This is a genomic window from Amycolatopsis sp. NPDC114484 (assembly GCF_055633755.1).
Genome location: NZ_JBVKDQ010000014.1, coordinates 215,564 through 231,161 on the forward strand (window position 1 = coordinate 215,564; position 15,598 = coordinate 231,161).

Here is a 15,598-nt window from a genome sequence, read left to right on the forward strand (position 1 = left end):
TTGATTTCCCAACTCCTTCGCTTGGTCAGCCTCCAGCTAGACAGCAAACCGCCTATCCGCTGGAACCAACAGCGCCGCTGTCGAATCTTCTTCCTCGCCGGACACGGCGCAAACCTCCGCCAGGCGGCCCGATCACCGCCATCGACGAAGGACGCGACGCCCGTAGTTGTGCGTCCCCGCCACCCGATCCAGCTCCGCGCCTGACGGGTGTCGTCCGGTTGCTGTCTCCCGCTGGCAGTGCAGCCACATCCGCTGCTCAGCAGTCAACTCACCCTCCAACTGCAGCACCTCGGACGCGGACTTCACGACCGCCTGGCCCTCCCCGCCCCCTCGGTCGACCCCGCCCCCTCTGCCATCGACGCCGGAGGAGCAGCAAGACCCAGCTGGTGCCTTCGCAACGCCCGGTTGAGCAACTCCACACCAAGCAAAAGAGCAAGCGGAGGGCAAGCCGCCACCGTCATCCCGAACACGCCCAAAGACGGAGCCGCACCGATATTCGCACACAACGACAAGGAGATACCGAACAGGAACGCCGCCCACGCCAACCACCGACCGCTCCCCCGCTGGCCGCGCCACAACTCGACCGTCGCCAACGTCAACAACCCATCCACGATCAACGGCCAGATCGCCGCCGTCGTCCCATCAGCACCAAACCGCACCGCGAACGTCCGGCCATGCTGATACGACGCATACGCAGCACCAACCGCCACCAAACCCGTCGCACCGCACTGCACCCACAACGACCAAGGCCTAACCGCTGATTCTTCAGGAGGACGACCGACCCGCTCCTGCATCACCGCCGTCATGCCGACTCACCCCTGCGCGACCGGCGGCAGATCGGGTCTCCTCTTCTAGGCTGAGCCGGGCACGCGGCCGGCGCAGAGCCACGAACGGATCTCTTCCGTGTGTGGCGAATCGACAGTAGTCGCGGGCAGCGAGGGAGGTTTCGCCAGCACCGCGACGTCCTGAACGCACGGTGCAGCCGTGGGCGGGCGGCATTGTTCAGGTTCGTGCCGCGGCGTGGCGGTTCCGGGTGCTGTCGGTGTTGCGGACGTGCCGGTTCGTCGTGGCGCGGTAGAAGCCGGGAGTGGCCGCTGTGACCGGTGGCGGTTTTCCAGGACGAGTTTGCGCGCGGTGCCGACGCGGGCGAGCCGCCGCGGGATTCCGAAGGCTCGAAGGCGATCTGGAGGATGGCTCCGTCATGGACGCGGACGCCTTCGGCGTAGGTGTCGAAGAGGAAGGCCCCGGCGGTGCCGTGGGACGCTGGTGGACCCAGTCCGGCATCGCGGCGGTGGGCAGGTTCTGTTCGATCCAGCGGCGGGCCTTGCCCTCGGTGGCGGCGTTGTGTTCGGCGACGTTGTCGTCATCGCCGGTGCCCAGCAGGATCACCGCGCCGAGTCCAGTGCGGACCTCGGTGGTGGTCTCGGGGCTCAATGCGGTTACCCCCTTTTTTGTTGTGCTCCGACAGCAATTTTCAGCATGCGCCCGTTCCGGCGATCCAAGCCGACGCCACCCACTCGCGGTGTCGCTGGCCGCGTCGGCCGCCCAGTTGGTTTCGATCCTCATCGGCCCCAGCGGGCCGATGCCACCAATGCCGATCCCCTTGGTCCACGCCATCACGTCGATGCCGTTTCGATCCTCGCCAGCCTCGCAGGGCCGATGCCATGATTCCACGCGACGAGAGCAACGCGGAGCCGAACTACTGGTTTCGATCCTCGTCGGCGCAGGAAGGCCGATGCCACGGGCGAGCCTTCCCGCGCCTTGACCACGTAGTCACGATTTCGATCCTCATCGGCCCCGGGGGGCCGATGCCACTGTCTTTTTCGCCTCACGCCCAGCCTTCCGGGACGACGTTGCGATCCTCACCGGCCCCGGAGGGCCGATGCCACAGCAGGCGTTGCAGGGCGACGGTAGCGCCGTCGGCGTTGTTGCGATCCTCATCGGCCCCGGAGGGCCGATGCCACCAAGTCGGCCTCGGCTCCGTGGATTCCACCCGTCGAGTTTCGATCCTCACCGGCCTCGGAGAGCCGATGCCACCAGCACAGATGCCGGTTCAGCGCAGCGAACATCTCGTCGTTTCGACCCTCATCGGCCCCGGAGGGCCGATGCCACCGCAGGCCATCGGCCGCGTCGAGCGCCAGGGAAACCAGTTTCGATCCTCATCGGCCCGGAGGGCCGATGCCGCAGTACGGGTTCAGGCCACCAGCTTGGCCATTGTCACACCGTGGGGCAAGTCGCCGTCGGCGGCGTTGACCGTGTAGTCGCTGAAGGATCGCGGCGGACCTGCGGCGTGTCCGGTGAGGCTGACCTGGACGCGTTCGGTGAGTTTGTGTGCCGGGGCGTTGCCGAAGGCGTTGTCGTGGCTGAAGACGTAGAGCCCGCGGGCGGTCAGGGTGCCGCGGGCGGCGGAGCGGTCGTGGTCGAACATCATTTCCAGGGTGCGGTAGAGCAGTTCGAGGTCGCGGCTGTCGACGCCGGTCTGCTGGCCGCGGGCGGCGGAGTAGTAGATCTCGGCTTTGTAGAGCCCGTAGGGGACGGTCCATTTCCCGCCCATTTCGGTGCTCTCGCCCCGGTCGATGTCTTCCTGCCTGGTCTGGGTGACGCGGGTGATGGTGTGCTGCTGGGGCATGATCGGGTGGTAGCTGCGGGCATTGGCGACCTGCAGCGGGCCGTAGATCTGGCCCAGGGATTTGGTTTCGCCGGTCGAGAGGACCGCGCCGAAGAGGCGGATGTCGGCGTAGGTGTCGGTCAGCCAGGAGCGGGCGGCCTGTTTCTGTTCCGGTGTGGGCTTCTTCTTGTCGGTGACGCGGGCGGCCGTCAGCGATTCGGCGAGCCGGGTGTTGAGCGCGTGGCCGGCTTCGACGAAGATCCCGTACCGCGGGTCGCCGTTTGCGGCCAGGGGCAGAGTGTTGCGGATCTTGCGTTTGATCGCGACGTCGGTGACCAGGCCGTGCCCGGTTTCCTCGTCCATGCGGGGCCGGTTGTCGAAGTCCGGGTCGCCGTTGGGGTTGCCGTCGGCGATGTCGAACAGGAACACCATGTCGTGGCGGACGGCCGGGTCGAGGTGCGGATCGACGGTCACGGGAAAGTCCTTTCGTTGCGGGAGAGGGGGAAACGCGGCTGCGGGCGGAGCGTCATCCGCCGGTGCCGTCGGACGTGGCGTTCTTCCTGTGCGCGCGGGCCTGGCGGGCGTCTTCGGCCCACTGCTGGTGGTAGCCGAGGACGAACTGCGCCTGGCGTTGCGGCGGAAGGAATCCGGCGACCGGTTCCGCCGAGTCGATCTTGTCGACCAGGGCAGTGAGGGTCTCGCGCAGCGCGTGTCCGGTCGCGCGGGTCTGGGGTTTGCGGCGGAGCTTGGCCAGCCATGCCGTGGCCAGTTTGCGGCCTTCCATGACCGCCGGGACGGGGTTGCCCATGGCCGAGGGCAGGAATCGGTCGCCGTAGGTGGTGTTGACGTTGTTGTCGTGGGCTTTGAGCTGGATTTTCTCCAGGTGCGCGAAGACCCGGCCGTAGAGGTAGGCGGGATCGGTGTTGTTCTCGTCGAGACCGGCGGACACGCGGGGCTCCTTCTCTCGGGGGTCGCACAGCGCCAGCCGCACGAGTGCCGCGCGCGCGGCGTCGATGCGGCGGTCGGAGGCGATGCGGTGCAGGACGTGGTGCAGAACCGACGGCGGCAGAGGCACGCCGCGCAGCGCGCGGGCGAGCAGGTCGCGCTGCACGTGCGCGCTCCGCCGGCCGCTGGTGCTGCCGATCTCGGCGTAGCGGCCGTGCTCGCCGCCGCGGCGGTCCCACCGGCCGGTGGCCAGCACGAGGCGCCACGGCCCGGACACGACCGGCTCGTCGCGGTCCCGGGAGACCATGCGCAGGTCGCGGTACCAGTGCGCCAGGTTCAGCAGCACGGTCGGCAAGGGCAGGTCGATCCAGTCCCGGACCATGATCCGCGAGGCGTTGCCGCCGACGGTCAGCGAGCAGAACCGTTCGTCGCTGCCGACCCGCTGCGCCAGCTCCGCGGCCTGCGCCAGCTCGCCGGAGTGCAGCTTCCTCAGCAGCGCGTTGACCTGGCCGGGGTCGGGGTCGTCGGCGAATCCCGACAGCACGTCGGGCTCGGCCACGCCCAGGACCCACCACGCCATCCTGCTGTCCTGGCCGGGCAGGTTGATCGCGTGGCGGGAGCCGAGCAGGTGGGTCAGGCCGGCGCCGACCGCGTTGCCGCAGTCGAAACAGATCGGGGTGTGCTCCAGGCCGGTCGTCAGTCCGTACCCGAACACCGGCTCGTTGACGCTCACCAGCGCCGCGTCGTTGCCGGCTCCCGGGACGAGGCGCTTGGCCACCGTTCCCGGCATCGAATTCAGCAGCGGCCGGTGTTTCCCGCACACCAGGCACAGCCCGGCCCGCGGGGTCGTGCCGCCCTTGCGGCGCGCGACCTCGGCCGTCCAGAACCGCACCAGCGACGGCCGGCGGATGACCAGTTCGTCGTCCACCGCGATCAGGACGCCGTCCTTCGCGCCCATCCCGTCCGGACGCGACGGCATCGCCTCGTCACCGTAGAAACGGGCCAGCCGCGCGGCCGACGCGTCGTGCGGAGCGTCCGCCGCCCACGCCCGGACCAGGGCCGCGAACCGGTCACGGCATTCGGCGACGCGCGCGGGTTTCGTGGTGTCGTCGCCCCACCCGAATACGTACTGGGCGTCGTCGGCTCCCAGCTGCGGAGCCACGCCGACCGTCCGCGTCACCGCCGGCGCGACCCGGTACTGGCCGCGGCGCTTCCCGTCGGGCTCGCGAAGCCCGGTCAGCCGGGTCGCGCGGCCGTCGGTGAACAGGTCCAGCCGCCACAGGAACTCCCGTTCCCGGTGGAACGGCGGCGCCGTCACGTTCTCCCCGGCGTAACCGGCCAGCCGCTTCAGCAGCATTCACGCCCCCGCCAGCTCGGCCGCCTTGCCGACGCGCGGGACCAGCATCCGCCCGTCCTTCAGCTTCGCGTCGAACCAGGAGAACCGCACGCCCGCCTTCTCGTGATGGACGCGGTGCAGCATCACCCCGAGGTCTATGGTCACCGGAACCCGCTCGCTGTCGTCGACCGGCCCGAAAAACGCGCTGAACTCCCGCGTCCCCAGGTACGGCTGGTGGAAACATCGGCCCCGCTCCACCCGCCGCCGGAACTGGTCCCGGTACGCCGCCGCCGGCTTCGCTGCGCGGCCGCGCAGCTCGACATGGGCGTGAATGCGGTAGCAGACGTCCTTCAAGCACACCGCATGCCGCTGCGTCCGATGCCCGGCCGTGTCCACCGTCCGCCCCGCCAAGGCCGCGCTCACCGACGGGACATCGGTGGTCTCGTTGCGGCGCTGCGTGAACTGCCTGATCGGAGCAAGCACGTCGATCGCGACCGGAATCCATTGCATCTCCGGCTTCCAGAAAATCGACTCCAGCACGCCGATCGCGGCCGTCGGCGTCATCACCGGATACGACACCCGCTCCACCTTCAACTCCGGACGCGTGAACAACGCACCCTGCCCCCACACCTGCACACCCACCGGAACAGCACCCTCCGGCGAACGCGGCAACCCCTCGTCCACGACACGGCCCTTTCTCTCGTCCTGACTTGCCGCGTAGTACCTACCAGGCTCCACCGACAATTCCGGGCAGCCGCCCGATTCCACTGCTCGCGCAGCGAAAAACGTAATAACCGTGCCGAATTTCTGCTGATATCGCATTCGAGCGACAGACTGGGTTGTCCTCGCTGGCGAACGCCGGGGCATTTCCGCTGCTGGCCGGAGAAGGAGATCCTCCGGCCTCGCGCATTCATCCGAACGTGCGTCGGATTTCCTGCGCGCTGTTGCCGGCTCTCGACTCGAAACACAACATGTGCCCGCGCTTTTTCGACTGGATTCACCTGGTCGAGCTAACCGCGAGTGCGAGCATCGGTTCGGCCGAACCGAACGCGGTGTTCGCGTTGTCCGGGTGTGCGCGGCGGCTAGCCTCGTGTGCCTCTGGTTGCTGCCGCTCGTCAGGGAAGCCGCGGGCCGCTCACCAGACTTCGCGTTCGGAGCCGCTGGTGGTGTCAATGCCGCAGTGCTCGCCGTAGGGGCCAGTCCACTCGTAGAGGTCGCCGAGCACCGGCGTGCACAGCGCCGCGATCGCCGGGTCCCCCAGCAGCCGCTTCGGCAGCGCCACGAGGTAGGGCTGCAGCCGGCGCAGCAGCGTGCGGGCCTGCTCCGGTGCGCTGCGCAGGCGCGCGATCAACGCCGCGGCCGGGGTCGCGCCGTCATGGTCGGTGACCGCGACCGGCACGGTGTCGTCGTCGAGCATCCGGAACGCCAGCGTGTGGTCGCGGCCGTTGACCGCGCCCATCGCCCGCTCCGGCCCCTCGGCCACGGACTGGAAGTCCAGACGCCGGCGGTTGCGCTGGATCTCCGCCGCCCGCGTGCCGTACTCGGCGTTCGCGCGCCGGTACAGCGTCGCGTAATAGCGGTCCAGCGCGTCGACGTCGTCCGGGCGCGCCTGGGCGCCCTCGTGCGGCCCGAAGATCTCGGCGGTCACCGCGGCCCCGAGGGCATACCCCGCGGGGCTGGACATGTCCCGCGCGTCGAACACCACCACCATGCCGTCGGCGCCGAGTCTGCCCTCCCGGTTCGCCCGTCCTGCGGCCTGCTGCAGAGCCTCCGCCGGAGCGAACGCCCGGAACACGACCGGGAAGTCGACGTCCACGCCCGCCTCGACCAGCTGCGTGGACACCAGCCGCACCGGCCCGCCCTTCGCCAGGCGGGCGCGCACCTCGCGCAGCACGTCGCGGCGGTGCTCGGGCATCATCCGCGTCGACAGGTGGAAGATCCCGTCCGCGCCCGAATCCGCCCACGCCCGGAACACCAACCGGGCGTCGGCGGTCGTGTTGACCACCATCAGAACCTGCTCGTGCGAGCACGCCCGCGCCCCGACCTCGGCCAGCGTCGGCCGCGGGTCCAGCCACCACTCGTAGCGCACCCGCCGCATCGACTCGAACAACGCACGCGGCTCGTCGACCACGTCGCGCACGCTTACGCCGCGCCACACGTCGAACTCCGGGAACGCGGGCTGGGTCGCCGACGCCAGCAGCACCGTCGTGCCGAAATGCTCCGAGAGGATCCGCAGCGCGTCCAGGATCGGCGTGAGCACCCGCAACGGCAGCGCCTGCACCTCGTCAAGCACCACCACCGCGTTCGCCAGCCGGTGCAGCTTGCGCATCCGCGACGGCGTGCGCGCGAACAGCGAATCGAACAGCTGCACGGTCGTGGTCACGACGAACGGACTGTCCCAGTTCTCCGCCGCCGGACGCAACGCCCGCCCGGCCGCCCCCGAATCGGGCGAGCGGACCCCCGAATGGTGCTCCAGCACCGCGTCCTCGCCGAGCATCGCGCGGTACTCGGCGGCATTCTGTTCGCTGACCGTGACGAACGGGACCGCGACGATCACCCGCCGCTTCCCGTGCCGGGCCGCGTGGTGCAACGCGAACCCCGCCGACGCCCACGTCTTCCCCGCCCCCGTCGGCGCCGGCATCCGGAACAGCCCCGGCGAGTGCGCCGCACACTGCACCGCCCGCCGATACACCCGCTCGCGGACCCCGTCCACCGGCGAACCGGCCCGGCCCGCCAACCGTTCCCGCCGCGCAGCCTCGAAACGATCCCGCAACGCCGCCAGGTCCGCGTCCGCGCGCACCCTCGGCCCTGCCCACCCCTGCGCGTGAGCCGCCGTGTCCAGATGATCGGCATCGACCAGCGACGAGAACACCAACCGCACCCCGATCTCCGCGACCGTGTTGCCGCTCCGCCAACCGTCCGGCACCAACGACAGCGGAGTCCCGCCCACCAACCGCTCCGCCTCCGGCAACAAGTCCAGAAAAGACTCGACCCCGGCTGCGCCCCGCGCCGCGTCCGCCGAATCGAGCCCGCGCAAGTCCTCCAGGCTGGTCAGGCCGCCGTGATGGCCCAGGACCGCCATCGCCGCCGCACCCGCCACGCCCCGAAGGAGGTTCGCACCCAGCTCCTTGTGCGGCACCCCCACCCGCCCGCCGCGGACCTCGGCACGCGCCAACCCCTCCTGCCACAACCCGCACGCCTTGCCCGCGTCATGGAACAAACCCAACGCAAACCCCAGCTCCCCAGCCCCGAACTCCCCCGCGAACCGACCCGCCAACCGCGCCGTCGAACGAGCATGGTCCGACAGCAACTGCCGCTGGCCCAGCACATTCGCACTATGTGCCCACACGAAAACTCCCCCGTTCCTTCCAACCCCGACGACTGGAAACGTCGGGCTCCAGCCCTCAGCAGCCAGACAAACCGGCGAGCGCATGCCCCGCACACGCCATGACGAGATTACTGAGCATGGCGAAAGCCCAACGCCTTCCGCAGTGTCACTACCCCGGGAGACGGAGTACCGAAGATCGGTCCCGGGCGCTGCTTTCGTCGTGTGAGCAGGGCGTGATCGACAGCTTCTTCCCGCGTCGGCGGATGGTCTGTCAGGCAGACGACCTCTCCGCCCCAGAACAGCCAGGGAAATCTCGTACCACCGCAGAAAACGGCCACTCGCTTAGGCGGTTGTTGCGGGCCGCCTGACAGCGAGCATCTCCTTACTCGGTCTGTGGCGAGTGCGGCACACGCCCGCGGCCGACAGAATCTTGAACACGTCGCGGTGTGCCTGGTCGGACGGAACCTCGAACTCGTCGCGCTCCCAGGTCGTCAGGTAGCTGTACTTCCCGCCCAACTCGTTCAGCACAGACGTGACGGCACCCGCGTCGGGTGCGGCGATCTGCAGCAGCCGGATGGTCAGGTTCGTATCCTTGACGGTCGTGGCGACGCGGCGGATCTGGTCAACCGGCAGCGCGGTGCCGCTGCGAACGGCGAACCTGGCCGCAGCGTCGAGGGCTTGGTAATCGTCAGCTGGAAGGAAGCACGCGAGAGCACCGAGCACTAGGCGGCCTACCTTGGCGCTGGTTTCAGGGTCCTCGAAGAGATCGACGAGCATCCCGTCGACCAGACCAGGGGCCAGGAAGTCTTCCACGCCCTTCGAGGCAAGAATCGCAGCCCTGAGGGCGGTCCAACCGGCGCTGCACAGGTGAGCGAAGGTGGCTGCGTCGTCGGGCACCAGATCGTGTTCGAGAAGAAGCGCGAACAGGTTGCTGTTCTCCGAGTCGATGTCGGCGGCGGGAAGCCAGGTATCAATCCCGAGGCTGACAACGAGCCGGACGCGGTCCGCAGGTTGACGGATGCCTTGCCGGGCGTTGAGGATCGCGACGGCCGCGGCGACCTTGTGCTCAGCCTTCACATCCTCGTCCCCGTCCGAGGGCTCCGGCGTCTCGCTCTCGTCAGCGTAGATTGCGCCGGCGTCGATCAGTAACTGGCCGAGGCTCTCGTCGATGCCGCCGATTTCAGCCCGGTACATGTCGACATTGGCAAGGGATGCGCGGAACAGTTTTGCCGAGGCCAGCGCCTTCCAGGTCATTTTGGGTGCGTCGGCCAGGCGCTCCAAAGAACTGTCAGGCGACGCGGTGGCGGTGAGCCGCTCGACGATCTCGTTGCCGACTGCCGGCCAGGAAGCAGGATCAGTCACCGTTTCGACGATCTCGTCTACCAGCGCGTGGAGAGCGCCGACTAGTGTTTCGGGAGTCTGCGTCGAGTAGTCGGTAGCAGCGTCAGCTTCGACCGCGTCGAGGTAGGCGGCGAGGTTGGCCAGGCAATACTGGTAGACGGTGTAGTTACTGCGGATCTCGTCCAGTGTCACCCGCCCGTCGAGGTTGACCGCCGTGCGCAGGTTCTCCGCGGTCAGGTGGTACATGTTGTTGTCCACGAGAACGGTCTGAAGCTGGTCGTGCACACCGTGAAGGTCGGGAAGAGAGATCTCGGCCCGCCGCAAGATGCGCACTACCGTATCGAGTTCAGTTTTGGGGAGTGGCTGCGTGAACGCGGGCATCTCCGTGTAGTGCGAGACGACGAAGTCGCTGACGGCGGTATTGATTTCGTAGTGGCCGTCAGGGTTGGCGTGTGCGAGCGCGGCGTCCACGAGCACTGCGCGCCTGTCGTCGGGCACGCCCTCGTTCGTGATGAGGTAGACGAACACGCCTTTCCACTGCGCATGGCTCAGCCGTGCCGCCAGCCTGCTCCCCTCTGGATCCGTAGTGAAGAAGGCTGACAGGAAGGCTTCTGCATCCTCCCCGAAGTTCGAGGTCAGGTGCGTCACGACTTCGTCCGCGCGTTCGAGATCTTTGTCGAGAAGGTAGTCGACGAGTTGGATGTTGTAGGCGCTGATGGTGCGGGTGAAGTCCTCGCCGGCCTCAGCCAGCAGATTGGCTAGCGCGCCGGGGCTGATGAACCGGAAGTTGATGTCCTTAGTGTTGCGCTGGACGATTTGGACAATGAACCTCGCCACGTCGACACCGGTGAAGTCGCCGTAGAACTGTGCCGCGTAGAGGGTGAAGTTCCGGTCGATGTAGCCCTGCCGGACCAGGTCGCGTGCCAGCTCCGACGTCAGAGTCTTGTCCACGAGTGCCCCGAACGTCAGGTTCTCGGTCACTTCGCCGGCGGCGTCGACCGTGTTCTCCAGAGGCGTGGTGATCTCGAGCGTGAACCTGCCGTCGGCGACCAGATCCTGGAAGTCGGCGCTACGGAGTTCCTCGATTTCGCGGTCGATCTCCGGCAACTCCTCGTGCCGTGCTTTGTCGGTCTTCTCCTCCCACCGCCCCTTCAGCACGTCGGGGAACAGTTCCTCGAGGTGCTTCTGCGTCAACGTGAGGTACAAGACCCAGTTGTTGTATCCAGGGGTCTGCTCCGCTTGCACGGCGATGGTGGGTGAAGCGATGACCGCTTCCCAGAACGCGGGCGTGGTCACGGCGTGTTCGTCGTACCGGGTCGAGCCGATGACGAAATGTTTGGGGCAGCTCGCCAAGGACTGGTTCTGCGAAGTCTCGATCTTCGCGATGGCGTTGAGTAGTCCGCCGAGGCGCTCGGCGAACAGCCCGAGCGCACGAGCCTGCGCGTCCTTCGCCAACAGATCTCGTTTGCGCTTCTCCCGGGCGGCCACCGACGTTGCGACGAGTTCACGATGGAAGTCGTACAGGCGGTCCAGGAGGCTGGAGCCCCGCGCGATGTTCTCGAAGTCTTTCAGGTGGAAGTTCTTGTAGGCGACCAGCGCGAACAGGTGACTCGGGGACAGGTCGGGAGCACGGTGCTTGGTGTTCAGCAGCCGGTCGGCGAACACGAGGTATTCGTTGCTGATGTTCACCAGGAGCCGCATGTCGGTGGCGTGCCTGGCGACGGTCTCGATCAGCGGGCGGTCGATGCCGGTGATGTTCTTCTCCCGCAGAAGCTGGTGCAAGTGCTCGCGGGCGGTGCGGTGCGAGATGAACGGCACGACCGGAATGACGAACTCGAAGAACTTGGTCCGGTTGGCGCGGACGGTCTCCGCGCGGGCAGCGTCGTCGCCCTCCGCGGCTGTGTCTTCTCCGAGCTTCTCGAACAGGCTGTCGCGCACGGCGTAGACGAACCGGAGCGGCTTCTCGTGCCTCTCAATTTTCTTGAGCCGTTTCGGGGTGCTGTTCAGCAGGGTGTTCAGTTCCCGCAGTGCCTGGAAGATCTGAGGATCGTTGTAGCGGTCCAGATCCTCGAAGAGAACGATGTCCTTGGCCTCCTGATCGAAGAAGTACACGATCTCGTCGAGGTACTCGTCGAAGTAGGTGTGGCTCTGAGCCGACAACGCCAGAGTCGCCCCTGCGGCGGACACATTGGACACCACGAACCGGTCGTAGGTGACCAACCGCAGCACCGCGAACACCACGACGAGAAGCGCGAAAATCCCCACCCACACCGCCGCCTGCTCGACGGCCGTGTGGTCGGCACCGGTGGCCATCTGCGGGGGCAGGCGCCCGAACAACACCAGCAGCCCGCCGACCACGCCGACGAACAGCACGGACTCACCGAGCGCCCGCCACCGCGACAACGGACCACGCCGGCTGAACCGCGAATGGCGGAGCGTGCGAGATCGGGCGCTGTAGACCAGCTGCTTGAGCACCTCCTTCTGGATGCGGTTGGTCAGCGTCGACTCTTGCGTTGTGGGCGGCAGTGTTGGGTCCTGTGTCGCAGGCGACAGCGTGGAGACGGCAAGCCGCAGCGTCGAGTCCTTGTGGTTCTTCTGGAATTCATCGAGCACGCTGGACTTCCCGGCCCCGTACGGTCCGCTGAGGGCGATGTTGCGGTTCTTCGAGTCCTCGACCGCCGCCTCCAGCTGGTCCAGATATATTTTGTGCTGGTCTTCGTCGTACCGCGGGGCTAACGACGTCAAAGGCGATTGGCCGGAGGCGTTGCTCAGCGGCGCTTTCCTCGATACCTCGACAGGTGCCTCTGTTCCATCCGCAGAAGCACCTGGATTTTCCCTACGGCAGCCAGGACCGTGCTCGGCGTCTCTCACTGAATTCCTTCCACGGTCCAGCAGGCACTTCTGGAGCGTGCGCTCAGTGCCATACCACTGTTCAAGGCAGCCTGGCTCGAGCAGGCGTACCGGGCGCAATCGCTCTTCCCATTCGCTGCGATTGCGTCATTTCGTCGTTTCACAGCTGTCAACTGTTACAACGGACACCGTCAATGCAGGACGGCTGGCGGGTTTACCGGACTATCCGCACGACAGCGACGGCGATCTGACCTGCCGGCATGCCGTCGAGCGCACCGCTGGCGCGTCGCCGCCGTCGAACAGCATCCCGCCGCGGCCTGAAGACCAAGACGAACGCGACCGGCTAGTCGGCTCGCGACGTCAGGTAGTTCCAGGTCGGTGGCTTTCAACGTGTCCAGGCTGAAAGTTTGCGTTTGACAACGTCGATGCCGGTAAGTGGATAAGGGTGACGACCTGGACCGTAACCGCGCCGTTGTTCACGATGGCGTCAAAGCCTTCGTCGAGGTAGGGATCGCCGGTGGCGGGCAGCCCGTGAATCTGAGTGCGGTCGAGGATCGGTGTCGCTTAGGGGATCAGCTCCTGCACGGTGGGCCCGCGGTCGGTGGCAACGATCTGTTCGAACAGCACGATGACCAGCTGGGCCGCAGTACTGTCTTGGACGGGCAGGACCGAACACACGAGTTCCTGCGGGTTGAGCGCGGCGACATCGAGATTCAGGCAGTCCGAGAGTGGCGGAGCTGACGAATTCCGGCCCTCTCGTGGTGCCACAGCTCGACGGCCCACAGGCTTCCTGGCCTCCACTCGGGCCAGCCACCGATATTCACTCAACGGGACGCACCCGGCAGTGATCGCCTCCCAAGCTCACACAGCCGGGGAAGGGGCCGCAATGACCAGTTTGAGACGGGTCCCAGACCGTGGCCTTACCCGGTCAGGATGACGGACTCGTCCAGCAGCGACGGGCAATAGATACGGAGAAGTATCCGCAGTCCGCGTCGTGCAGCCCGACGCTTGCGAGAACCGCCTAGCTTCGGCAATGTCGGAACGGAGCTGGTAGGTCCGACTCGGATGCGCCCAGCGAACGAGCCTAGCCGACCGGTAGCATTGAAGGCGATGGAATCCGTGACGGAAGCGCGGCAGGTCAGCGAGAGGTTCGTCAAGCCGCTCGGGCGGCGGTGGGACCATGTCCAAGCCGTCGCGAGCCGTGCGCAGGAGCTTGGCGACGCGGTCGCCGAGCCCGAACAACCGACGCTCGTCGCCGCGGCCTGGCTTCACGACATCGGCTACTCACCGGAAATCGGGCACACCCGGTTCCACCCGCTGGACGGCGCGAGGTACCTCAAGGCCAATGGCTGGCCCGACGCGGTGGTCAACCTGGTCGCGCACCACTCCGGAGCGAGGTTCGAGGCAGAGCAGCGGGGCATGGCCGACCAGCTCGCCGAATTCCCGTTCCGGGACACGGCGCTCCTGGACGCGTTGGTCACCGCCGACCTGACAGTCGGCCCCAGCGGCGAGCGGGTCTCCTACGACGAGAGAATTTCGGAAATCCTCTCCCGGTATCCCGCTTCGGATCCGGTCCACCGAGCTTGGCTCGTCGCCGCGCCTGTCATGCGCGCCGCCGTCGAACGCACGCAAAGCCGTCTGGACGCGGCTCAGCCCAAGTAAGGCTGTCGCCTGTCGGGGTCCAAGGCGTGCGCGATCCGCATCCTCATCGAAGGGTGCATGTTCAGCCCTTCCAATCGTGACGGGTCGACCCAGCGGACCGCCTTGGTCTCTACTCCGTCTTCGCGGGGCTCGCCGCCGACCACCCGCCCTTCGAAGCAAAGCGAGAACTGCTGGCGGACCTCACCGTCGTCGTAGGCCATGACGTGCCGCGGATTCGTGTACGTTCCGGTGAGCCGGATGACTTCGATGTCCAGCCCGGTCTCCTCCTTCACCTCGCGCACGGCGGTTTGCGTGATGGTCTCCCCTATGTCGTGCCCGCCACCTGGCAGCGCCCACAGATCGTTGTCGATCTTGTGGATCAGCAGGATTTCATCTCGATCGTTGCATATCACCACGGTGACCGACGGGACCACGCTGTTCGCCGCTGGTGCTGCAGGGTCGTCGACGTAATCGATCCTGGCCATGGCTTACCCCTCCCTCTGCTCCGGTTTTGCGGATCGCCACACCTGCTCGAACGACTTCAGGTAATGATCCCACACAGTTCCCTGCGGGTGACGCTTGAAATGCAGGACGGGGCTCTGCCCTGCGAGCGCTCCGTACACGTGCGGATTGACCAAAAGCTGGTCATCGAAGCGATACAGCGAGTTGTACAGAGTTGTGCCGTGCGTACGAACTTCGACACCGTCAAGGTCGGCGACCTCGGCCAGATACCGGCGCATCAGCTGGATGCGCCCCTCCAAGCCTCCGGGTGTGCCTTCGTCGTTCGCACGTTGCAAGACAGCTTCCGACTTCTCGTCTCCGACGAGCAGCCGGAAACGAACACCAGATTGGGCCTTCTTCAGAATCATCGGTACCAGGTCGTACTGTTCCACAAGAAATACCCCGGAGAACACGAGCACGTCCATCTGCTCCTCGACACCCGTGAGGAGTTCTTGCCAGCCGGCCCCGGTGATGGCCGACCGGGAGGGGTAGAGATGGATGAACTCGGTTTCGGACGGCACTGGCCGAGCGCCGTTGTTGAGGGAGGGCCAGATCTCGGTTTCCCCGACCCCCAGCACGGCGAGAATCCTGTGCCTGGTCGTTCGATGCGGCACGACCTCGTCCCGGATCCACCGTTCCGCGGTCTTCGGGTGCGCGTCGACCCGCTCAGCCAACTGTTCGATAGTCAGGTTCGCCGCCAGCATGGCGGTGCGAAGCCGATCGTTCGCCATAGATTCCCTCCCCTGGGCTAGCACGTTTGGAAACGTCGTGAGGGACGTTTCAGCCCGCCAAGCCGTTCTCAAGAGTTCCGCAAGTGCGGTGTCGGCGTCCTCCACAGTGGAGTTTTCTGTGACCAGCACAGCAAACCCGCCGCAGGTCGTAGGGTGGAGGTAGCGGTGTTCCTGGTGATCTGCTCATGGATGCTCCAGGTCCGGCTGTTTCCGTTGGGCCGCAAGCGTACTTCCGGCCCGTTCTGCGCGCTGCTTCGTGATCATAGCTTCGTATCACGAAATCTGACGCCTGTCGCTCGGTCGCCGGAACACGAGAG

10 protein-coding genes and 1 pseudogene are annotated in these 15,598 nt (G+C 66.7%); 2 read left to right on the top strand and 9 right to left on the bottom strand.

Annotation, left to right across the window (positions count from 1 at the left end):
* Positions 1 to 132 precede the first annotated feature (132 nt).
* From ACZ7SW_RS30495 to ACZ7SW_RS30525, 7 genes and pseudogenes are all read right to left on the bottom strand, one after another.
* Positions 133 to 794 (bottom strand): annotated as a pseudogene (locus tag ACZ7SW_RS30495) (DUF2637 domain-containing protein).
* A gap of 208 nt (positions 795 to 1,002) precedes the next feature.
* Positions 1,003 to 1,674 (bottom strand): hypothetical protein, encoded by a 672-nt coding sequence (locus tag ACZ7SW_RS30500; RefSeq protein WP_470233802.1) that lies wholly within the window; start codon positions 1,672 to 1,674, stop codon positions 1,003 to 1,005.
* Positions 1,675 to 2,194: 520 nt separating this feature from the next.
* Positions 2,195 to 3,082: a type I-C CRISPR-associated protein Cas7/Csd2 gene (gene cas7c, locus ACZ7SW_RS30505; RefSeq protein WP_470233803.1), complete on the bottom strand. Its 888-nt coding sequence runs from the start codon at positions 3,080 to 3,082 to the stop codon at positions 2,195 to 2,197.
* Positions 3,083 to 3,134: 52 nt separating this feature from the next.
* Positions 3,135 to 4,910 (bottom strand): type I-C CRISPR-associated protein Cas8c/Csd1, encoded by a 1,776-nt coding sequence (cas8c, locus tag ACZ7SW_RS30510; RefSeq protein ID WP_470233804.1) that lies wholly within the window; start codon positions 4,908 to 4,910, stop codon positions 3,135 to 3,137.
* Entirely contained in the window at positions 4,911 to 5,531 is a 621-nt protein-coding gene (gene cas5c, locus ACZ7SW_RS30515; protein WP_470233805.1) for a type I-C CRISPR-associated protein Cas5c, read from the bottom strand.
* Between the two features lie 493 nt (positions 5,532 to 6,024).
* The gene (cas3, locus tag ACZ7SW_RS30520; protein ID WP_470233806.1) at positions 6,025 to 8,322 is read right to left on the bottom strand and encodes a CRISPR-associated helicase Cas3'; all 2,298 of its coding nucleotides are present in this window, start codon (positions 8,320 to 8,322) and stop codon (positions 6,025 to 6,027) included.
* Between the two features lie 237 nt (positions 8,323 to 8,559).
* Entirely contained in the window at positions 8,560 to 12,429 is a 3,870-nt protein-coding gene (locus ACZ7SW_RS30525; protein ID WP_470233807.1) for a YobI family P-loop NTPase, read from the bottom strand.
* A gap of 414 nt (positions 12,430 to 12,843) precedes the next feature.
* Here ACZ7SW_RS30525 and ACZ7SW_RS30530 point away from each other — a divergent pair, with 414 nt between their 5' ends.
* Together ACZ7SW_RS30530 and ACZ7SW_RS30535 are read left to right on the top strand one after the other, a co-directional pair.
* Positions 12,844 to 13,149, top strand: coding sequence for a hypothetical protein (locus ACZ7SW_RS30530; RefSeq protein WP_470233808.1), 306 nt, complete (start codon positions 12,844 to 12,846; stop codon positions 13,147 to 13,149).
* A 369-nt stretch (positions 13,150 to 13,518) separates the two neighbouring features.
* Entirely contained in the window at positions 13,519 to 14,070 is a 552-nt protein-coding gene (locus tag ACZ7SW_RS30535) for an HD domain-containing protein (protein WP_470233809.1), read from the top strand.
* On the opposite strand, the gene ACZ7SW_RS30540 is transcribed toward ACZ7SW_RS30535, so the two are convergent.
* Positions 14,058 to 14,534, bottom strand: coding sequence for an NUDIX hydrolase (locus tag ACZ7SW_RS30540; protein WP_470233810.1), 477 nt, complete (start codon positions 14,532 to 14,534; stop codon positions 14,058 to 14,060). The two genes, ACZ7SW_RS30535 and ACZ7SW_RS30540, sit on opposite strands and share 13 nt — an antisense overlap.
* Positions 14,535 to 14,537: 3 nt before the next feature.
* On the bottom strand, positions 14,538 to 15,281 hold the full coding sequence (locus ACZ7SW_RS30545; RefSeq protein WP_470233811.1) for a helix-turn-helix domain-containing protein: 744 nt from the start codon (positions 15,279 to 15,281) through the stop codon (positions 14,538 to 14,540).
* Positions 15,282 to 15,598 lie beyond the last annotated feature (317 nt).

Excerpts from the sequence above, each read along its gene's own strand:
- ACZ7SW_RS30535 (WP_470233809.1), top strand. The coding sequence starts at position 13,519 with ATGGAATCCGTGACGGAAGCGCGGCAGGTCAGCGAGAGGTTCGTCAAG.
- ACZ7SW_RS30545 (WP_470233811.1), bottom strand. The coding sequence starts at position 15,281 with ATGGCGAACGATCGGCTTCGCACCGCCATGCTGGCGGCGAACCTGACT.
- ACZ7SW_RS30540 (WP_470233810.1), bottom strand. The coding sequence starts at position 14,534 with ATGGCCAGGATCGATTACGTCGACGACCCTGCAGCACCAGCGGCGAAC.
- cas3 (WP_470233806.1), bottom strand. The coding sequence starts at position 8,322 with ATGCGCTCGCCGGTTTGTCTGGCTGCTGAGGGCTGGAGCCCGACGTTT.
- cas8c (WP_470233804.1), bottom strand. The coding sequence starts at position 4,910 with ATGCTGCTGAAGCGGCTGGCCGGTTACGCCGGGGAGAACGTGACGGCG.